Origin of the sequence: Isoptericola sp. NPDC019571, from assembly GCF_044389385.1 — a bacterium.
GTDB lineage: Bacteria > Actinomycetota > Actinomycetes > Actinomycetales > Cellulomonadaceae > Isoptericola > Isoptericola nanjingensis.
Window position 1 is genome coordinate 16398 of record NZ_JBIRXZ010000013.1, and the last position, 20449, is coordinate 36846.

Sequence of the window (20449 nt, forward strand, 5' to 3'; positions counted from 1 at the left end):
GCGGGGCTTTCGGAGAGCCTTCCGGCGGCCTTTCACCCCGCCTTTCACCCGACGCCGTTTTCACCCGCTGACCTGCGCTTTCACCCGCACTTCAACCGCGCCGTCGCGTCATGGTCGGGGTGCCCCGGACGACTGCCGCCGCGGGCCACGGTCCTGGCGGCCGAGACATAGGATGGGCGGGTGCCCTCGCTCGTCCGCCTGCTCACCCATCCCGAGGAGCGCCGTCCCGGTCCGCCGCCGCTGCGCGTGGACCTGCGGCGCGTGCTGCTCGGCGGCATCGGCCTGTGGGCGGTCGCGCTCGTCGCGACGGTGGTCGTGTACGCCCTCGGGAACGCGACGGAGGAGGCCGTGATCACCTGCGTGGCCGGCATCCTCCTCGGCGGCGCCGGCCTGCTGTGGGAGCGCAGGCACCGCGGCGAGTACCGCGGCGAGGACTGACGAGGAGCCTCAGCCCCAGGCGGTCGTGACCCACAGCTCTGCGGCACGCTCCGGCGCGGCGAGCACGGTCGCCAGCAGCGCGCAGCGGTCCGGCCGGCCGAGGACGTCGGCGAGCGCGGCGGCGAGCCCGGCCCGGTCGGTGGCGTGCGCGCGCCCCTCGGCGTCCACCCACCACGGCACGGGGCTGCCGGCCACGGACAGCCGGCCGTGCTCGAACCACACCGCGGGCAGCCGCGGGTCCAGGGCGGCGACGCGCTCGTCGAGCTCCCGCTCGCGGCCCGGCCCGTCGGGGGCGGGCAGCCCGTCCTCCCCCACGACCGGCAGGTCGAGCAGGTCGGCGACGGCCGCGACCTCCGCCTCGGGCACGGGCAGCACCGCGCCCAGCACGGCCCAGCGCGCCGTGCCGGCCACCTCGACGTCGTCGGCCCGGCGCACGACGACGTCGCTCGCGTCGAGCGTGGGCAGCCGGTCGGGCAGCGGGTCGAGGGCGGCCGCGCGGGCGGAGGGCGCGAGCCGCACCGCGAGGCCCGCGAGGCCGCGCCACACGCCGAGCGCGGTGGACAGCGGCACGGAGGTGCCGACGTCGGGCAGCCGGTCCAGCGCGGCCGGCCAGTCCAGCGGGTCGAGCCGGTCGAGCCCGTCGACCACGCCCAGCGCGCGCCGGGCCTCGGGGTCGAGCGCCGCGACGGCGGGCGGCGCGGGCGGCAGCAGCGGCACGCCGTCGTGCGCCGCGAACGGGCCGCCGAGCCGGTCGCGCAGCCACCACGCCGTGTACGACGGGGCCCCGGCCACGGGGGTGACGAGCGCGCGGCGCGCGTCCGGGTCCGCGACGAGCGCGGCGAGCACCGGCCCCCACGGATCGCCCTCGTCCGTGCCGTCGGGGTCGTCGCCCGGGTCGTCGTCGGGGTCGCCCACCGCGTCGAGGTCCGCGACCGCCTCCACGTCCCCGACGTCGACCCCGGGGCCGACACGGTCGGCGAGGAACCGCAGGTAGTCCTCCCAGCCGGACAGCCAGCCGGCCGGGTCGTCGGGACCGTGCTCGGGCTCGGGGTCCGCGGGGTCGGGCGTGAGCACGTCGGCCACCCGGTAGGTGTCGACGTCGGCCCGCACCCCCAGCGCGACGAGCAGCGGCGCGGGGTAGTACGCGACGGCGGCGCGCGTGACGGGCGCGAGCCCCGGCATCGCCGCGGCCGCCCACGAGCCGGGCAGCACCGCCTCGCGCGCGGGGCGCCAGCCGTCCTCCGTCGGCACCGGCAGCTCGCCGAGCCAGAACGGGAAGTCGTGCCCGCCGCCCGCGTGCGCCAGACGGGCGAGTGCGAGCACGTTCTGCACCACCTCGCGCGGCCCCTCGTCCACCGGCCCGACGAGAGTGGGCGCCGCGACCGCGCCGGTCTCCGGCACCTCGTCCGCGCCGTCGAGCAGCGCCTCCGACGCCGCCAGCGCGAGCGCCCGCACCCCCGGGTCGTCCAGGAGCGCGCGCGGGCTGGTGGACGACGCGCCCGCCCGGACCAGCAGCGGGTGCGCCGCGTCCGGGTGCACGACGCGCACGCCGAGCGTCCGGGCGACGGCGGCGAGCGCGGGGTCGTCGTCGTCCTCCGGCAGCACGACCGTGCCGCGCACCCCGGACGCCGTCCGCCCGTCCGCGAGCGGCACCCGCGCGCCGGCCAGCGCCTCCAGCACCCCCGGGTCGGCGGCGTACGGCTCGAGCGCGTCGCACAGCGCGTACCAGCGCGCGGCGGGCAGGCCGCCGGGCAGGTCGGCGACGACGTCGGCGAGCGTCGTGGGCGTCGCGCCCAGCCGCCGCGCGACGCCCTGCTGCGACGTCGTGAGCGCCACCAGTCCGGGCACGACGCCGGCCAGCACGCCGACGAGCCGCGGGTCGTCGCCCGCCGCACCCACGAGCACCGTCGCGTCGGCGGGGGCGACCCGGGCCGCGACGGGCCCCGTCTCCTCGGTGGGCGACGTCGTGTCGGGGGGCGCCGGGAGCAGGGGCGCCGACCGCAGCGCGTCGAGGGCGGCGTCGCGGACGGCGGCGTCGAGGTCGCCGGCCGGCATCCCGCCGGGCACGAGGTCGAGCACGTCCGCGCCCCGCTCGGGCGCCAGGCGGGCCAGCAGGTCGGCGTACGCGCGCCCGGCCTCGGCCGTGAGGCGGTCGGTCAACGGCCCCGGGAGCACGCGCCGGCGTCCCGGGTCCACCGGGAAGGACGCGACCAGCAGCGCCGGGAACGTGAGCGGCACGTCCGTCGGGGTGGGCGCGTGCAGCACGGCGCCGGCGTCCGCCTCCACGCCGTCACCGAACGTGCCGGCGTCGTCCCGTCGCACCGCCCACGCGACGGACCAGCGCGGGCGCCGCTGCTCGAGCGGCAGGTCCGCCGTCTCGTCGTCGGGCACCTCTCCCGACCGGCGCAGCACCTCCCACCGGTCGTCGACGTCGGCAAGCACCCGCGACGTCGTCGCCCCGTCCCCGCCGTCGCTGTGAGCGGGCGTCTGGCCCTGTTCCGGGCCCGAATCGGGGCCAACCGCCCGCTCACAGCGCTCGACGGTGACCGAGGCGAGGGCGGCCAGCGCCAGCAGCAGCGCGTCGTCGACGGCGTCGAGCTGGGCGCGCACGGACGCGACCGCGGCGTCGTCGCGCAGCACCAGCTCGACGACGGTGGCGAACCCGCCCCACTCGTCGTCGGCCCCGTCGGGCGCGTCACCCAGGGCCGGCGCCGGGAACGGCAGGCGCAGCACCGGCAGGTCCTCGCCGCGCCCGGCGACGGCGTCGCGCAGGGCCGAGCCCTGCGGGGCGACGTCGTCGAGCAGCTCGCGCGTCGCCACCAGGGAGAACCGCACACCGCCGGAGGTGGAGCGCACCGTGGCCTCGTCGGAGACCGCGCGCACCGCCGCGAAGCCGACGCCGAAGCGGCCCACCTCCGCGGAGGTCACCGTCGGGGCCTGGGCGGGCTCGACCGACGGGGCCGACTTCGCCGACGCGCGCAGCGACGCGAGCGACGCGACGCCGTCCGCGGTCAGCGGGGCGCCGGTGTTGGCGGCGGCGAGGACGGCGACGCCCCGCGGGTCGTCGGCGAGCTCGGTGAGGCGCAGCAGCAGCCGCCCGGGGAGACCCTCCCGCGCGGCCGCGTCCGCGGCGTTCTGCGCGAGCTCGGTCACCACGCGGCCGCGGTAGTAGCCCCGCGCGTGGTCCTCCTCCGCGTTCGCGTCCTCCCGGAAGCGCGTGCCCGACCCGAGCCACGCCTCCGTGACCGCGTGCCGCAGCGCGACGGTCCCGAAGACGTCGCCCGTCACTCGGCGTCGGGGCGCTCGGGAGCGGCGTCCGCCTCCGCGGCGTCGGTCGTGCCGGCGGTCTCGTCCGCGCCCTCGGCCTCGCCGGCGGCGGACGCCCGGGGCGTGCGCCGCCCGACCGTCACGGCCTCCACCCGGAGCTCGTCGATGAGCGGCGCGTCGGCCGGCCAGTCGCTCGGCGGGTGCGGGGCGTCGGTCTCCGAGTGCGCGCCGCAGCCGTGGTCCAGCGACACGACCTTGCCGTCGTCGGGCGACCACGCGTTGGCGCAGACGCCGAAGAGCTGGCCGAGCGGGCCCTGCAGCGGCACGAGGAAGCCGCACGTCGTGCACTCCGCCGGCGAGGCGACCGCACCCGGCGCCGTCGGGCCGCGCGATCCGCGGTACCAGCGCTCGGCGGCCTCGTCGCGACCCTGCGGGGACAGCACGCGCTCGCGCGCGAGGGCGAGCTCGTCGATCGCGACGGAGTCGAGCTCCTCGTCGCCGGTGGCCTTCCAGCCGGGCTCGAGGCGCGGGTCGTCGGCCTTGAACGGCAGCGTGTCGCCGGGGCCGACGTCGCCCGGGCGCAGCCGCTCCGACCACGGGAGCCAGGCCGGGGCGAGCAGGGCGTCGTCGCCGGGCAGCAGCTCCACCTCGCACACGGTGGCGACCTTGCCGCGCGGCACGCGCGCCAGCGTCACCGTCCAGTGCCAGCCCCGGTAGCCCGGCATGGTCGCGGCGAACCGGTGCGACATGAGGCGCTCGCCCTCGGCGACCGTGCCCAGGTGCTCGCCGACGTCCGACGGCGACGTCGCGCCCTCCTGCGCGGCCTCGCGCGCCAGGTCGACCGCGCCCAGCAGCACGGCGTCCTTGCGCGCGCGGGAGCTGACCCGCGTCGTGCGTGCGGGGGCGTCAGCGGCAGCGGTCACCATGTCGTCGTCCTCTTCGTGCTCGTCATGTCCTCGTCTCGGGCCCTCGTCTCGGGCGTGGTCGTCGGCCGGAGCGTCAGGAGTCGAGGTCGTCGGCGACGGCGCGCAGCAGCGTGGCGACGCGCTTGCCCGCCGCGGCGTCCGGGTACTTCCCCCGCTTCAGCTGGTCGCCCACGCGGTCGAGCACCTTGATGAGGTCCTCGACGATGCCGGCCATCTCGGACGGCGCCTTGCGCTTGGCCTTGGCCACGGACGGCGCCGGGTCCAGGAGCTTCACGGACAGCGCGGACGGGCCGCGGCGGCCGTCGGCCACACCGAACTCGACGCGGGCGCCGGGCTTGACGCTCTCGACGTCCGAGGGCAGCGCGGACGCGTGCAGGAAGATCTCCCCACCGTCCTCGCTGGCGATGAAGCCGAACCCGCGCTCCGCGTCGTACCACTTGACCTTGCCGGTGGGCACCTGAACCTCTTCGTGCTCGTCGTCGACTACGGCCCCGCGCCGGTGCGCGGAGCCGGATCCGGCCGGTGCACGGGCGAGCGCCCGGCACACGGCCAGACGCTCAGGCTACCGGCCGGTGCGGCAGGGTGCCGCATCGGTCCGGGTCCGCGGCCCGGGCCCCGGGTCCTCAGCGGATGCCGAGGTCGGCGGCCAGGCGGAGGGCGACGGCGTCGAACCACGCCTCCGGGTCGGTGACGGAGCCGACGAGGTGCCCGAAGATCTCGAACGACACGGTGCCGAACAGCGTGGTCCAGGCCATGAGCGTGCGGACGACCAGCTCGGTGGGCGCGTCCTCGACGATGCCGCGCGCGGCGACGAACTGCCGCGCCGGGTCCACGACGGCGGTCGCGTCGGGGGTGCCGTCCGGGGCGGGCGACGGGGTCGCGCCGGCCGCGTGGGCGCTCGCCACGACCGTCACCAGCACGCGGACGACGCGGGTGGCGGGGTCGACGGTGTCGCGCGGCGCGGCGTACCCGGGCACCGGCGTGCCGTACAGCAGCCCGAGCTCCGCGGGGTGCGCCACGGCCCACGCCCGCAGCGCGCGGCAGGCGGCGAGCCAGCGGGCGGCGGCGGCGTCGCGGTCGGCCACGGCGGCGTCGGCGTCCTCGACGGCGGCGCCGAGCTCGTCGTAGCACTCGACGATCAGGGCGGTGAGCAGCGCGTCGCGGCTGGGGAAGTAGCGGTAGACGGCGGAGGAGACCATCCCGACGTCGCGCGCGACGGCGCGCAGGGACAGGGCGGCCGGGCCGTCGGTCGCGAGGCGGGCGCGGGCGGCGCTGCGGATCTCGCGGGTGAGCGCCTCGCGGGCGAGGGCGCGTGCGGTGCGGGGGGCGTCGGCCATGCGCCTCAGCCTGGCACGCGAGAGCAGCGGCCACAAACAAGAGCATCGCTCTTGCCAGGAGGTGTCGGCAGTGCCATGCTCGTCCCGACAGAGAGCACCGCTCTCGGATTGGAGCACCGGTCATGACCGACCGTCACCTGATCGTCGGCGCCGGGCCCGTGGGTCGGCACGTCGCCGTCCTGCTCGCCGAGCGCGGCTCCGACGTCACCGTCGTCACCCGCACCGGCCGCGACACCGGGGTCGCCGGCGTCGCGCACGCCGCCCTCGACGCCTCCGACGCCGACGCCCTGAGCCGCGCGGCCGACTGCGCCGACGTCCTGTACAACTGCGCCAACCCCGGCGACTACACGCAGTGGGAGCGCGCCTGGCCGCCGCTCGCGGCCTCGTTCCTCACCGCCGCCGAACGCTCGGGCGCCGTCTACGCGATCACGGGCAACCTCTACCCGTACGGCCCGGTCGACGGGCCGATGACCGAGGACCTGCCCGACGCCGCCACCGACCACAAGGGCGTCCTGCGTACCCGGATGTGGGCCGACGCCCGCCGCGCGTTCGAGGAGGGCCGGCTGCGCGGCACCGTCGAGGTCCGCGCGTCCGACTACATGGGCCCCGGCGTCGGCGGCAACGGGCACGTCTCGCGCGTCCTCCCGGCCGCGCTGGCCGGGAAGCGCGTCACGATGATGGGCCGCACGGACCTGCCGCACACGTTCACGGACGTGGGCGACGTCGCGCGCACGCTCGTCGCGGCAGCCGAGGACCCGGGCGCGCACGGCCGCACCTGGCACGTGCCGAGCAACGCGCCGCGCACCCAGGCGCAGGCCCTGACCGACGTGCTCGCCGCCGCCGGGCACCCGCCCGTCCTCCCCCGCTCGCTGCGCGGGCCGGCGCTCGCCGCCGTCGCCGCCGTCTCCCCCTTCATGCGCGAGGTGCGCCAGCTCGTCTACCAGTGGGAGCGCCCGTACGTCCTCGACGACTCCGCCGCCCGGGACCGCTGGGGCCTCGAGTCCACCCCGTGGGACGAGGTCTGCCGCCGCACCGCGGGACTCTGATCTCTCGCCGACCATGCACCTGCGCACGTCCTGACGCCGAACTCGGTGCACGACTACCTGTTCGGCAGCGAGGTGGCGGCGCGTAGCATCGATCAGATGGCCAGCACGTCGCCCCGGGGCACGGCGGAGGCCGACGTCGCGGACGGCGCCGGCACCACGGACGCGCCCCGTACCTTCACCGAGGCGATCCGCGCACGCGACGACGCCGAGCTGCTCGCGCTGCTGCGCGCGCGGCCGGACCTGGCCACCCCGTCGCCGTCCACGCTGCGCTCCCTGGCGGCCCGCGCGTCCAGCCGCACGGCCCTCGAGCGGGCGCTGGCGCACGCGGACGCGCGCACCCTGCAGGCGCTGGAGGCGGTGGTCGCGCTCGCCGGGAACGGCCCGGTGACCCCCGACGACGTGCGGCGCGCGGTCGGCGCGGACGACGCCGCGACCGCCCGGAACGGTCACCGAGGACCCGACGACGGATCCACCGTCGAGCGTTCGCTCGCCGACGCGCTGACCGCGGCGCTCCTCTGGGACGCGGGCGAGCCCGGGCGCCCGGACCTGCGCCCTGCACCCGGGCTGGACGACGTCCTCGGCCCGCACCCCGCCGGCCTCGGCCCGGCCCGCCCCGACGAGCGCCGACGCCCGGCGGTCGGGGGACCCGGGGCCCCGGCGGACGGGGACGCGCGCGACGTCACCCTCCCCGACCTGCCCCGCGGCGGGCGCGAGGTGCTGGACGCGCTGACCTGGGGCCCACCGATCGGCCTCGTCCCGGCGCCGGGCACGCCGGCGCGGGCCGCGGTGGACGCCCTGGTCGACGCGCGGCTGCTGCTGCGCACGGACGCCCGGCACGTGACGCTGCCGCGCGACGTCGGGCTGGCGCTGCGCGGCGGGCGCACGCACCGTTCCCCCGAGCTCGCGCCGCCCCGGCCGGACGGGCGCACCGTGCCGGAGCCCGCCGTCGACGCCGAGGCCGCGAGCGCCGCGCTGGAGCTGGTGCGCCGGGTGGACCTCCTGGTCGCCGCGTGGGACGACACGGCCCCGGCGGTGCTGCGCAGCGGCGGCCTCGGCGTGCGCGACCTGCGCCGCACGGCCCAGGCCCTCGGCGCGGACGAGGCGGACACGGCGTTCGTCGTCGAGGTGGCCGCCGCCGCGGGCGTGGTGGCCGACGACGGCGAGGCGCCGCCGTCGTACCGGCCCACGACCGTCGCCGACCGCTGGGAGGTGATGGACGACGCCGAGCGCTGGGCGCTGCTCGCCGCGGCGTGGGCGGGCTCGCGGCGCACGCCGTGGCTGGTGGGCTCGCGCGACGAGAAGGGCAGCCTGCGGGCGCCGCTGTCCCCCGACCTGCACCGCGGCTGGGTCCCGCGGCTGCGCCGTCAGGTGCTCCAGGTCCTGGCCGCGCGGCCCGGCACGGCGCTCGACGTCGACGCCGTCATGACGGTGCTGCGCTGGCACGCGCCGCGCACCGTGCCGCCGGAGCAGGCGGTCGCCGGCCTGCTGACGGAGGCCGCGCTGCTCGGCGCGACCGGTGCGGGGGCGCTGTCCGGCCCGGGCTCCGCCCTCCTCGCCCACCTGTCGGACGCACGGCCCGCCGGGGCGGACCGCGCGTCTGACGACGGCCTCGAGGGGGCGCTGCGCGCGGCGCTGCCTCCGGAGGTGGACGAGGTGCTGCTGCAGGGCGACCTCACCGGCATCGTGCCGGGCCGGCCGTCGCAGGCCCTGGCCCTCCTGCTGGAGCGGTCGGCCGACGTCGAGTCGCGCGGGGCGGCGACGACGGTGCGCTTCTCGCCGTCGTCGGTGACGCGCGCGCTGGACCACGGCACGACGGCGGACGAGCTGCTCGACGCGCTGGCGCACCGCTCGCGGGTGCCCGTGCCGCAGCCGCTGGAGTACCTGGTGCGGGACACGGCGCGGCGGCACGAGTCGCTGCGGGTGGGGGCGGCCGGGTCGTACGTGCGCGCAGCCGACCCGACGGTCCTCGCCGGGCTCGCGGCGGACCCTCGGCTCGCGCACCTGGGCCTGGTGCGCCTCGCCCCGACGGTCCTGGCCGCGGCCGTCCCCGCCGCCGAGCTGCACGACGCGCTGCGCGCCCGCGGCCTGCTGTCCGCCGTCGAGGGCCCCGACGGCCACGTGCTCAGCGCGCGCCTGCGCCGCCCGCCGCGCCCGGACCGCACCCCGCGCGACCCGCGCCGCGGCCCCGCCGCCGAGCCGGAGGCGACGTCGGACGACGCCCGCGCTCACCTCGTCGCCCGCCTGCGTGCCGCCGACGCCGGCGACGAGACGGCGGTGGACCGGCTGGCCGCCACGCACCGCGCGGCGGGGACGCCGTCGGGAGGCGGCGCCGCGACCCCGCGGGAGCCCGCGAACGGCGGCCGGGGCGCCGCGACGAGCGGCCGACCCCGCACCACCGAGCCCGGCGACGCGCTCGCCACCCTGCACGACGCGCTGCGCGACGGACGCGTCGTGTGGATCGAGATGGTGGGCGCGTCGGGCACGATGGAGCGGCGCGCGCTCAAGCCGCTGCGGCTCGACGGCGGCCGGCTGCGCGCGCTGGACCCGGCGCGCGAGGCGGAGCTCACCGTCGCCGTGCACCGCATCGCCGGCGTGGAGCCGGTGGACGGCTGACCTCGCCCGACGGCCGCACGGAACAAGCGCGCCCGCCCACGGCGTTGAGACCCTGGATCCCCCCGATCCCCCCCGGAAGGAGCCGCATGACCGACGGCCCGCTCATCGTGCAGAGCGACAAGTCCATCCTGCTGGAGGTGGACCACCCGCGCGCCGACGACGCGCGCCGCGCCATCGCGCCGTTCGCGGAGCTGGAGCGCGCGCCGGAGCACGTGCACACGTACCGGCTCACCAGCCTGGGACTGTGGAACGCGCGCGCCGCGGGGCACGACGCGGAGCAGGTCGTGAACACCCTCATCGAGTACTCGCGCTACCCGGTGCCGCACGCGCTGCTCATCGACGTCGCGGAGACGATGGGGAGGTACGGGCGGCTGACGCTCGCCACCCACCCCACGCACGGGCTGGTCCTCGAGGCCAGCGACCGCGCGGTGCTCGCCGAGGTGCTCAAGTCCAGGCGCACCGCCGGCCTGGTGGGCGACCGCATCGACGACGAGACCGTCGTCGTGCACCCCTCCGAGCGCGGCCACCTCAAGCAGGTCCTGGTGAAGCTGGGCTGGCCCGCGGAGGACCTGGCCGGGTACGTCGACGGCGAGAAGCACGAGATCGCGCTCGCCTCCCCCACCCACCCGCGCACCCCGCACGAGGAGCCGAAGGCCTGGGAGATGCGCCCCTACCAGGCGCAGGCGGTGGACGGCTTCTGGCACGGCGGCTCCGGCGTCGTCGTGCTGCCCTGCGGCGCCGGCAAGACGATCGTCGGCGCGGGCGCGATGGCGAAGTCCGGCACCACGACGCTCATCCTCGTGACCAACACCGTCAGCGCCCGGCAGTGGCGCGACGAGCTGGTGCGCCGCACCACCCTCACCGAGGACGAGATCGGCGAGTACTCGGGCTCCCGCAAGGAGATCAAGCCCGTCACGATCGCGACCTACCAGGTGCTCACGACCAAGCGGAAGGGCGTGTACAGCCATCTCGAGCTGCTCGACGCCCGCGACTGGGGCCTCATCCTCTACGACGAGGTGCACCTGCTGCCCGCGCCGATCTTCCGCATGACGGCGGACCTGCAGGCGCGCCGCCGCCTCGGCCTCACCGCCACGCTGGTGCGCGAGGACGGCCGTGAGGACGAGGTGTTCAGCCTCATCGGGCCCAAGCGCTACGACGCCCCGTGGAAGGACATCGAGGCGCAGGGGTACATCGCGCCCGCCGACTGCGTCGAGGTGCGTCTCACGCTGCCCGAGCACGAGCGGATGGTGTACGCGACGGCCGAGCCGGAGGACAAGTACCGCCTCGCCGCGTGCGCGCCGGGCAAGAACCGCGTCGTGGAGCGGATCGTGGCGCAGCACCCGGACGACCAGGTGCTCGTCATCGGCCAGTACCTGGACCAGCTCGAGGAGCTCAGCGCGCACCTCGACGCGCCGCTCATCACCGGCGCGACGACGGTCCGCGAGCGGCAGAAGCTGTTCGCCGCCTTCCGGGAGGGCGAGATCAGCCGGCTCGTGGTGTCGAAGGTCGCGAACTTCTCCATCGACCTGCCGGAGGCGTCGGTCGCGATCCAGGTGTCCGGGTCGTTCGGGTCGCGCCAGGAGGAGGCGCAGCGGCTGGGGCGTGTCATGCGGCCCAAGGCCGACGGCCGGACGGCGCACTTCTACGCCGTCGTCGCCCGCGACACCGTGGACCAGGACTTCGCCGCCCACCGGCAGCGGTTCCTCGCCGAGCAGGGGTACGCGTACCGCATCGTCGACGCGGAGGACCTCGAGGCTCCCGACGCCGCGAGGTAGCCAGGGACGACTCGGCGTGCGGGCGTCCGCCCGCCGTCGGTGCCGCAATTGCGTCGGATGCCCGCGCGCGACACGATCGGGTCGTGAATCCCCGTGTCGTCCCCGCTGCGCCGCGCCGCGCCGCAGCGGCCGCCGGTGCGTGCGTGCTGGCCCTGCTGCTGGCCCTCGCCGGCGCCGCCGTCCTCGCGCCCAGCGCCTCCGCCGTCCCTCCCCTGACCCAGCTCGACAGCGAGATCACCGACCAGTCGGGGGTGCTCGACGACGGCGACGAGGCGCGGGTGCAGACCTCGCTCGACCAGCTCGCGGACGAGACGCCGTACCAGCTGTTCGTCGTCTACGTGGAGTCGTTCGACGGCACGGACGGCCGCGACTGGGCGAACCGCACCGCGACGGACGCGGGCCTCGGGGTGAACGACCTGCTGCTCGCCGTCGCCACCGAGGGCCGCGCGTACGGGCTGTCGGTGGACACCAACAACGGTCTCTCGGACGCGCAGCTCGACCAGGTGGAGCAGGTCGCCGAGGACCACCTGCGCGACGACGACTGGGCCGGCGCCGCGATCGCCGCCGCGGACACGATCCGCACCGGCGGCACGACGTCGTCCGGCGGCGGCTGGGGCGTGGCGGCCGCGGTGGGCGGCCTCGTCGTGGCCGGCGGGGTCGGAGGCTGGCTCTGGGTCCGGTCGCGCCGCAAGAACCAGGTCGCCACCGCCCCGGCGGGGCCGGGCGACGTGTCGGCCGTGCCGACGGAGGAGCTCGAGCGTCGGGTGGGCGCTGCTCTCGTCGAGATCGACGACGCGGTCCGCACGTCCGAGCAGGAGCTCGGCTTCGCGCAGGCCGAGTTCGGGCTCGAGGCCACGCAGGACTTCTCCGCGGCTCTGGAGGCCGCGAAGGCCGACGTCGCGCAGGCCTTCCATCTGCGCCAGGAGCTCGACGACGACGTGCCGGACAGCGAGCCGCGCCGCCGCCAGCTGCTCGCCGGCATCCTCGAGCTGACCGAGCACGCGGGCGCGTCGCTGGACGCGCAGACGGACGCCTTCGACGAGCTGCGCTCCCTCCAGCAGCGCGCCCCGGAGCTGCTGGACGAGGCCGAGCAGCGCGCCGGCGAGATCGAGGCGCGCGTGCCCGTGGCGCGCGAGACGCTCGACGGGCTCGCGGCGTCGTACCCGACGTCGGCGCTGGCGTCGGTCCGCGGCAACCCGGACCAGGCGACCGCTCTCGTGGCGCACGCCCGCGACGCCGTCGCGTCGGGCCGCGCCGCGCTCACCGGCCGCACCCGCTCCGCCGCCGTCGCGCACCTGCGGGCGGCGCAGAACGCGCTCGGCCAGGCCGCGACGCTGCTCGACGCCGTCGACCAGGCGGGTGCGCAGCTCGCCACCGCCGGCGCCGACCTGGACAAGGGCCTCGCGTCGATCGGCCAGGACGTGACCGACGCCGCCCGCCTCGCGCCCGCCGGCGGCGCGGCCGACGGCCAGGCGGACCGGGCGGCCGTGGCCGCGGCGCTCGCCGAGGCCGAGGCCGCGATGACCCAGGCGCGCGACGCGCGCTCGGGCGGCGACCCGCTCGCCGCGCTGCGCCGGCTCACCGCGGCCGAGGCCGCGCTGGACGCCGCCCTCGCCCCGGCCCGCGAGAAGGCGGAGGCGGACGCGCGCGCCCGCGCCTTCCTGCGCGACACGCTCGGTCGCGTGGACTCGCAGGTGCGTGCCACGCAGGACTACGTCGCGACGCGTCGTGGTGCCGTCGGGCCCGAGGCCCGGACCCGTCTGGCCGAGGCGGCGCGGCTCGTCGCCGAGGCCCAGGCGCTCCAGTCGCAGGACCCGACGGCGGCCCTCGAGCGCGCCCAGCGGGCCGATCGGTACGCGCAGCAGGCGACGCAGCTCGCGGAGCAGGACACCTCGTCGTGGGGCGCGAACCAGGGCGGGCAGGGCGGGCCGAACGTCGGCGGCATGGTGCTGGGCGGGATCCTGCTCGACTCCGTGCTGCGCGGGTCCGGCGGCGGCATCAGCGGCGGGTTCGGCGGAGGGTACGGCGGCGGCCGGCGCCGGGGCGGCAACGGGGGGTTCGGCGGCGGCCGGGGCGGCGGCGGCTTCGGCGGCGGCCGGCGCAGCAGTGCCGGCGGGCGCGGCGGGAGGTCGCGCGGCGGCCGCTTCTGACCCCCGTGGCCCGGGCCGGAACCGGTCCGGCACGGCGCACGTTCTGGCAGGCACACGACGACGGCACACCATCTCAGCAGGGCGACGGAAGGAAGCACGACCATGACGCAGAAGCAGAGCATCCTCGGGCGCATCAGCCAGCTCGCGAAGGCGAACATCAACGCGCTGCTCGACCGCGCCGAGGACCCGCAGAAGATGCTGGACCAGCTCGTCCGCGACTACACGAACAACATCGCCGAGGCTGAGCAGGCCATCGCCCAGACCATCGGCAACCTGCGTCTCGCCGAGCAGGACTACAACGAGGACGTCCAGGCCGCCAGCGAGTGGGGCACCAAGGCGCTCGCCGCGTCGCGCAAGGCCGACGAGTACCGGACCGCCGGCAACACCGCCGACGCCGACAAGTTCGACAGCCTGGCCAAGGTGGCGCTGCGCAAGCAGCTCGACGCCGAGTCCGAGGTCAAGACGGCGCAGCCGATGATCGAGCAGCAGCGCGTCACGGTCGAGAAGCTCAAGACGGGCCTCGCCGCGATGAAGGACAAGCTGGGCGAGCTGAAGTCCAAGCGCGACCAGCTCGTCGCCCGTCAGAAGGCCGCCCAGGCGCAGCAGACCGTGCAGGGCGCGATCAGCTCCATCAACGTGCTCGACCCGACCAGCGAGCTGGCCCGCTACGAGGAGACCGTGCGCCGCGAGGAGGCCATGGCGATGGGCCAGGCGGAGGTCGCCGCGGCGTCCCTCGACTCCCAGTTCGCGGAGCTGGAGGCCTCCGACGCGGACATCGAGCTCGAGGCCCGGCTCGCGGCCCTCAAGGCCGGCAACGCGCCGGCGCCGCAGATCTCCCCGTCCGACCCGGCCTGACCCGCGAGGGAGGACGAGTCCGGCCAGGTGGTACGAGTCCCGGCGAGGTAGTTCCCAGGCTGCCTCGCCGGGCCGCGCACCGCCCCGGCGGCCGACACGGATACTCTGAGAGGCATGTCTCCCGCCTTCTCCGCGCCGGCCCCTGCGAGCGCGTCCACCCCCGCCGAGCCCGCGGGCCGCCGCACCTATCTCCTGGTGGACGGCGAGAACATCGACGCCACGCTGGGCATGAACGTGCTGAACCGGAGGCCGAACCCCGAGGAGCGTCCCCGCTGGGACCGCATCTCGACGTTCGCGCAGAAGCTGTGGGACCAGGACGTCGTCCCGCTGTTCTTCCTCAACGCCAGCAGCGGGCAGATGCCGATGGCGTTCGTGCAGGCGCTGCTCGCGATGGGCTACAAGCCGATCCCGCTGGCGTCGTCCGGCACGGAGAAGGTCGTCGACGTCGGTATCCAGCGCACGCTGGAGGCGCTGGCGGACCGGGACGGCGACGTCCTGCTCGCGAGCCACGACGGCGACTTCCTGCCGCAGATCGAGGCGCTGCTCGACGACGACCGTCGCGTGGGGCTGCTGGCGTTCCGCGAGTTCGTCAACGGGCAGTTCGCGCAGCTCTCCGAGCGCGGGCTGCAGATGTTCGACCTCGAGGGCGACGCCGACGCGTTCACCGCCCCGCTGCCGCGCGTGCGGATCATCCCGCTCGACGAGTTCGACCCGCTGCGCTACCTCTGACGCGTCGTGGGCCGGCTCAGTCGGCGGCGAGCAGCTCCCGGTACAGCGGGGTCGTGTAGCCGGGGGTGAACGTGCTCCCGCCCAGGACGGCGCGCAGCCGCTCCGCCTCGGCGGCGACGGCGGCCTCGCCGTCCGCCCCGACGTCCTCGAGCAGGCGCCAGGCGACGTCGCCGCCCGGTCGCACGATCCACAGCCCGACGATCCGCCCCTGCCACCACACCGTCGCGCCCGCGTTGCCGGCGCTGTCGAAGATCCGCTCGCGGTGCGGGCCCAGGTACCAGTCGCGGGCGGTCCAGCCCATGGTGGTGGGGTCGAGGGTGGGCAGCAGCGCGGCGTGACCGTCCACGACGTCGTCCAGCGCGGGGTCGAGGTCGGCGTCCAGGTCGGTGTCGCGCAGCATGACGCCGTCGGCGACGACGGCGTCCTCTCCCGGCGGGCCGACCTCCACCTCGACCTCGCGCACGTCGAGGGCGGCGACGGCGCGGCGCGCCTGCCCGAGGTTCCAGCCGGTCCACCACTTGAGGTCCGCCACGGTGGCGGGCCCGAACACCTCGAGCCACGCCCGGGCGAGCTCCACCCGGGCCGCCTCCTCGTCCATCGCGGGGATCCCGTCGGGGAACCAGTCGGTCATCGGCGACCACACGTGCCGCGGCGACGACCACGCCCCGCGCGGCTCGCCGCGCACCACGGAGCCCTCGGCCGACAGCAGGGACAGCAGCGGCGACGTCATGGTGCGGCGCACGTCCCACGCCTTGTCCGTGGTGGGCAGGAAGGCGGTGCGCAGGAGCGGCGCCGCCCTCGAGAGCTCGGCGCCGTCGAGCGGACCGGCGGCGAGGGCGGCGTGCACCTGCGCCTCGGCGGCCGCGACCAGCGCCTCGGGGTCGTCGACGGCCGGGTCCGTGGGCAGCGTCGCGAGCTCCTTGAGCAGCCGCGCCCGCAGCCGCGACGCGACCGGGGCCGACGCCGCCGCGTGCACCACCGGCACCAGGTCGCGCGGCACGACGAACATCGTGCGCCGCATGCCCAGCACCTTGACGAGGCTGCGCCGCTCGAAGAGAGCGTCGCGCACGTCGTCGAGTCCGAGCCCGGGCACCCGCGCGAGGACCGCGAGGTGCACGCTCGGCGCGTCCGTCGCGTGCAGCGCGACCAACCTCCGCGTGACGTCCTCCGGCGTCGTCACCGCCGGTGACCCGGGCCGGCCCACGCCCAGCGCCAGCTGTCGTCCGACCAGGCGCCGCCGGCGCTGCTCCCCCGTGATCCGCACCCGCTCATCATGGGCCCCACCGCCGACACCGCGACGCGGAGAACGGCGCCACCCCTTGCAGCGAGTCTTATTACTCGTCTAGAGTAAAAACATGGACGCAGGAACCCCGGCCCAGGCCGTCGCCGACATCACCGCCGCGCGGACGGCGGCGGACCTGTTCGCCGGCGCACCGGCGGAGGCCACCGCCGCGCGCCGGGCCCGCCGGACCTACCGCCGCCTCGTCGCCCTCGTCCACCCCGACGTGGCGGTCGGCCACGGCGTCGCCCCCGACGTCGCGCAGCGGGCGACGGCGCGGCTCAACGACCTGTACGAGCAGTGGCGGCTCGGTGCCCCGGCGCGCACGGCCGGCCCGGCGGCACCGCACGTCGTCGGCCGGCACGACACCTACCGGCTGCGCGACCGCCTCCACCGCGCCGACCTGATCAGCACGTACGCGACCGACGACCCGCTGGTCCGCGTCATGCTCAGCCGCACCGAGAACCGGGGCACCGACCGGCTCCGGGCGGCGGCCCGGGCGCTCGCCACGGCGGGCGCCGCCGCGTTCGCCCCCACCCCGGTCGACGGCGGCACCACGGCCGACCGGGCCTGGGTCGCGGCCCGGCTGCCCGACGGGCTGCACACCCTGCGCGAGGTCCGCACGGCCTTCCCGGGCGGCCTCGACGGCCGCGACTGGGCGTGGATGGCCCGCCGCGTCCTCCTGGCCCTCGACCTCGCGGGAGAGCCGGCGGCCCTGGACGTCGACACCGTCCTCGTGCACCCGGCCCGGCACGGCGTCGTCCTGACGGGCTGGGGCGCGACGACCTCCGACGCAGGGCTCGCCGCCCTGTTCGACGCGCTGCTCGACGACCGCCCCGACGCGGCCCGCCAGCGCGCCTGGGTCCGGGCCTCGGCGTCGCTCCACGCAGGTCGCCGTCGGACCGAGTACGACCTCCTGCTGCGCCACCTGTACGGCGCGCGGCGATACCGCCCGTTCGCCCTCCCGGGCGCGGCGTAGACCACGGGCCGACCGGCCCCGACGAAAGGAACCCCTCATGGGCGCAGGACAGTGGGACACCAGCACCTACACCGCCGCCGCGGCCGCGCGCAGGGCGCGCGGCCAGGACGACTTCGGCTACACCACGAGGATGCGGGGCGTGCCGCGCGACCAGCGCACCGCGGCCCCCGACCTCGACGCGTTCGGCGCGACGGCCCGCGAGGCCCGCGACAGCGCCGAGCACCCGCGCTCGACCCCGATCGCGGTCCTGTTCGACGTCACCGGCTCGATGGGGCAGGTCCCCATGACCCTCCAGCGGCGGCTGCCCGACCTCCTCGGCCTCCTCACGCGCGGCGGGTACGCACAGGACCCGCAGATCCTCGTCGGCGCGATCGGGGACGACGTGTTCGACGCCGTGCCCCTCCAGGTCGGGCAGTTCGAGTCGGACAACCGCATCGACGCCCAGCTCCGGGACATCTACCTCGAGCGCGGGGGCGGCGGCGACGGCAAGGAGGGCTACGCCCTGGCCGCCCACTTCCTCGCGACGCGGGCCCGGCTGGACTCGCTCGAGAGGCGCGGCCGCAAGGGCTACTGCTTCCTCATCGGGGACGAGGCCAACAAGGACCGGCTCTTCGCGAGCTCGATCCGGAAGTTCGTCGGCGACCGGGCGTTCCGCGACCTCGACGTGCGCGAGGTGTACCGCCGGCTGGAGGAGAAGTTCCACGTCTACTTCGTGGTCCCGAACCTCACCGCCTACTACGACGCCCCGTGGCTCGAGGAGCACTGGCGCGACCTCCTCGGCGAGCGGTTCCTCAAGCTCGACGACCCCGACGCGGTGTGCGACCTCATCGCGCTGACGGTCGGCATGATGGAGGACGCCATCACGCTCGACGAGGGCCTGGCCGACCTGGGCACGATCGGGTCGACCGGGGCCGCCGCGGTCGGCAAGGCCCTGGCCGGCCTCGCCACGACCGGCCGCGACGCCGCCACCGGCGGCCTCCTGCCCGCCGACCTCTAGGGAGGACCCCATGATGCTGACCACGGCACCACGGCAGGCGATCGTCGTCGTGGGACTCGGGTACGGCGACGAGTCGAAGGGAGCCACGGTCGACCACCTCGCGGCCGGCACGCCCGACGCCGTGGCCGTGGTGCGGTGGTCCGGCGGCGGCCAGGCCGCCCACAACGTCCGGCACGGCGCCCGGCACCACACGTTCCGGCAGTTCGGGTCGGGCACCTTCCTGGACGTGCGCACCGTGCTGCGCGCGCCGATGCTCGTCGACCCGGTGCTGCTCGCGGCCGAGGCGCACGCGCTCGAGGGTCAGGGCGTCCACGACCCCCTCGGCCTGGTCGTCGCCGACGCCCGGTGCCTCGTCACGACGCCGGTCCACGCGGCCATGAACCGGGCGCGGGAGCTCGCGCGCGGCGCGGGCCGGCACGGCTCGACGGGCCTCGGCATCGGCGAGACCGTGGCCTACGACCTCGCCGTGCGCGCCCGCGCGCGGGCCGGCGACGCCGTCGGGAACTTCACCGCTCCGGCCGCCGCACCGCCCGGGCCCGCCCCGACGCTCGCGACCCTGCGCGACCGGCGTCGCACGGTCGCCGCGCTCGACGCGCTCGCCCGGTACGCCGCCCCCCTGCTCGAGTCGGTCGACGACGGGGACGTGGCGCACCCGTCCGTGTCGGAGATGGCGTCGCTGCTGTGCGCGATCGCCGGCGACGTCGAGATCACCGACGACATCGACCGCCGGCTCGGGGACGCGCTCGGCGCCGGCACGGTGCTCTTCGAGGGCAGCCAGGGCCTGCTCCTCGACGAGTGGCACGGCTTCCACCCGCACACCACCTGGTCGACGGTGACGCCCCGCCACCTGGTCCGCGAGCTCGAGGCCGCCGGCCACCGCCCGTTCGTGCTCGGGCTGACCCGGACCTACTCGACGCGGCACGGCGCGGGCCCCATGCCGACCGAGGACGCCGGCCTGGTCCTGCCCGAGCCGGACAACCGGGAGGGCCGCTACCAGGGCGGGTGGCGCACGGGGCACCTCGACCTGCCCGCCCTGCGCTACGCCTCGCGGGTCGCGGGGCGCGTCGACGGGGTCGCCGTCAGCCATCTCGACGCGATCGCCGCCGCCGCGGCCGCGGGGACCCCGCTCCAGGTCGCCGGCTCCTGGGGCGGGGACAGGCAGCCCCTCACGTTCGCCGCGCACCCGGACCTCGCCCGCGCCGAGCGGCTCACCGCGGCGGCGGCGAGCGCCCTCCCCGACCTCGCCCCGCTGCCCGACGACCCCGCCGCGGTCCTCCGGCTCGTCGAGGACGCCGTCGGGGCCCCCGTCGTCCTGACGGCGGACGGCCCGCGCCGCACCGACCGCTCGCCGCGTGTCGGGGACGGGCCCGCGAGCAGGGCAGCATGATCAGCATGACCCCGCCCGACATCTTCAGCGTCGTCTCCGTCGACGTGGTCGCCCTGACCTACGACCGGGCCGCGCGACGCGTCCTCTTCGCCGCCCCCGAGCGCCCGCAGGACCCGTACCGCGGCGAGATCGCCCTCCCGGGGGTCGTCGTGCACAGCGGGGAGCGCCTCGTGGACGCCGCGGCCCGGGCCCTCGACAAGGTGGCCGTGCCGACGGCGCCGGGGGCGCTCGGCCAGCTGCGCACGTTCGACGAGCCGACCCGCGACCCCCGCGGGCCGTCCCTGTCCGTCGCCATGTGGGCGGCGTGGTCCCCCTTCGGCGCGCCCGCGCCCGGCGGGCCGTGGTTCCCGGTCGACGACGCCCCGCACCTCGCGTTCGACCACGACCAGATCCTGGCGGCGAGCCGCGAGCTCGTCGCCGGGATGCTCTGGCGCGACCTGGGCCTCACGCGCGCGCTGACGGGGCCCGAGCTCACCGCCACCGACGCCGTCGCGATCACGGAGCAGCTCACGGGTCGCGTGCACCGCGGCAACCTGAACCGCGACCTGGCGCGGCTCCCCGGCCTCGTGGAGGCCGGCCTGGCGCACGGTGGCCGCGGGCGCCCGGCGAAGGTCTGGCGCTGGACCTGACGGCACCAGCACCGTCCGAGCCCCTTCCCAGGCAACGCTCAG

The 20449-nt window shown here is 77.0% G+C and carries 16 protein-coding genes; 11 read left to right on the forward strand and 5 right to left on the reverse strand.

Going from position 1 to position 20449, the window contains the following annotated elements:
• Positions 1–180: 180 nt before the first annotated feature.
• Positions 181–438 carry a DUF2530 domain-containing protein gene (locus ACH443_RS19125; protein WP_429764329.1) on the forward strand — a complete coding sequence of 86 codons (258 nt, stop codon included), beginning with the start codon at positions 181–183 and terminating at the stop codon, positions 436–438.
• Positions 439–447: 9 nt separating this feature from the next.
• On the opposite strand, the gene ACH443_RS19130 is transcribed toward ACH443_RS19125, so the two are convergent.
• From ACH443_RS19130 to ACH443_RS19145, 4 genes are all read right to left on the reverse strand, one after another.
• Entirely contained in the window at positions 448–3726 is a 3279-nt protein-coding gene (locus ACH443_RS19130) for a sacsin N-terminal ATP-binding-like domain-containing protein (protein ID WP_430591206.1), read from the reverse strand.
• Positions 3723–4631: a DUF3027 domain-containing protein gene (locus ACH443_RS19135; protein WP_429764327.1), complete on the reverse strand. Its 909-nt coding sequence runs from the start codon at positions 4629–4631 to the stop codon at positions 3723–3725. The genes ACH443_RS19130 and ACH443_RS19135 overlap by 4 nt, the downstream gene beginning before the upstream one ends.
• A gap of 73 nt (positions 4632–4704) precedes the next feature.
• Positions 4705–5088, reverse strand: coding sequence for a cold-shock protein (locus ACH443_RS19140; RefSeq protein ID WP_429764326.1), 384 nt, complete (start codon positions 5086–5088; stop codon positions 4705–4707).
• Between the two features lie 166 nt (positions 5089–5254).
• Positions 5255–5968: a TetR/AcrR family transcriptional regulator gene (locus ACH443_RS19145; protein WP_430591207.1), complete on the reverse strand. Its 714-nt coding sequence runs from the start codon at positions 5966–5968 to the stop codon at positions 5255–5257.
• A 122-nt stretch (positions 5969–6090) separates the two neighbouring features.
• Here ACH443_RS19145 and ACH443_RS19150 point away from each other — a divergent pair, with 122 nt between their 5' ends.
• The 6 genes from ACH443_RS19150 (at position 6091) to ACH443_RS19175 (ending at position 15136) form a co-directional block, all read left to right on the forward strand.
• Positions 6091–7014, forward strand: coding sequence for an NAD-dependent epimerase/dehydratase family protein (locus ACH443_RS19150; protein ID WP_430591208.1), 924 nt, complete (start codon positions 6091–6093; stop codon positions 7012–7014).
• Between the two features lie 96 nt (positions 7015–7110).
• Positions 7111–9627: a helicase-associated domain-containing protein gene (locus tag ACH443_RS19155; protein ID WP_430591209.1), complete on the forward strand. Its 2517-nt coding sequence runs from the start codon at positions 7111–7113 to the stop codon at positions 9625–9627.
• A gap of 86 nt (positions 9628–9713) precedes the next feature.
• Positions 9714–11402 carry a DNA repair helicase XPB gene (locus tag ACH443_RS19160; RefSeq protein ID WP_429764322.1) on the forward strand — a complete coding sequence of 563 codons (1689 nt, stop codon included), beginning with the start codon at positions 9714–9716 and terminating at the stop codon, positions 11400–11402.
• 83 nt (positions 11403–11485) lie between these two features.
• Positions 11486–13552, forward strand: a complete 2067-nt coding sequence (locus tag ACH443_RS19165; RefSeq protein ID WP_430591210.1) for a TPM domain-containing protein — start codon at positions 11486–11488, stop codon at positions 13550–13552.
• Positions 13553–13654: 102 nt separating this feature from the next.
• Positions 13655–14407 carry a PspA/IM30 family protein gene (locus ACH443_RS19170; protein WP_429764320.1) on the forward strand — a complete coding sequence of 251 codons (753 nt, stop codon included), beginning with the start codon at positions 13655–13657 and terminating at the stop codon, positions 14405–14407.
• Positions 14408–14521: 114 nt separating this feature from the next.
• On the forward strand, positions 14522–15136 hold the full coding sequence (locus ACH443_RS19175; protein WP_429764319.1) for an NYN domain-containing protein: 615 nt from the start codon (positions 14522–14524) through the stop codon (positions 15134–15136).
• Between the two features lie 16 nt (positions 15137–15152).
• Here the strand turns inward: ACH443_RS19175 and ACH443_RS19180 are convergent, their stop codons facing one another.
• Positions 15153–16400, reverse strand: coding sequence for a winged helix DNA-binding domain-containing protein (locus tag ACH443_RS19180; RefSeq protein ID WP_430591211.1), 1248 nt, complete (start codon positions 16398–16400; stop codon positions 15153–15155).
• Positions 16401–16491: 91 nt separating this feature from the next.
• Between ACH443_RS19180 and ACH443_RS19185 the strand changes: the two genes are divergently transcribed.
• Genes ACH443_RS19185 through ACH443_RS19200 form a run of 4 tightly spaced genes read left to right on the forward strand, consistent with a single transcriptional unit; the run spans position 16492 to position 20407 of the window.
• Positions 16492–17394 (forward strand): hypothetical protein, encoded by a 903-nt coding sequence (locus tag ACH443_RS19185; RefSeq protein WP_430591212.1) that lies wholly within the window; start codon positions 16492–16494, stop codon positions 17392–17394.
• 37 nt (positions 17395–17431) lie between these two features.
• Positions 17432–18391 (forward strand): hypothetical protein, encoded by a 960-nt coding sequence (locus tag ACH443_RS19190; RefSeq protein ID WP_430591213.1) that lies wholly within the window; start codon positions 17432–17434, stop codon positions 18389–18391.
• Positions 18392–18401: 10 nt separating this feature from the next.
• Complete coding sequence (locus ACH443_RS19195) at positions 18402–19778, forward strand: adenylosuccinate synthetase (RefSeq protein WP_430591214.1); 1377 nt, start codon at positions 18402–18404, stop codon at positions 19776–19778.
• Positions 19775–20407 carry an NUDIX hydrolase gene (locus ACH443_RS19200; protein WP_429764314.1) on the forward strand — a complete coding sequence of 211 codons (633 nt, stop codon included), beginning with the start codon at positions 19775–19777 and terminating at the stop codon, positions 20405–20407. Before ACH443_RS19195 ends, ACH443_RS19200 begins: the two co-directional genes overlap by 4 nt.
• Positions 20408–20449: the final 42 nt, after the last annotated feature.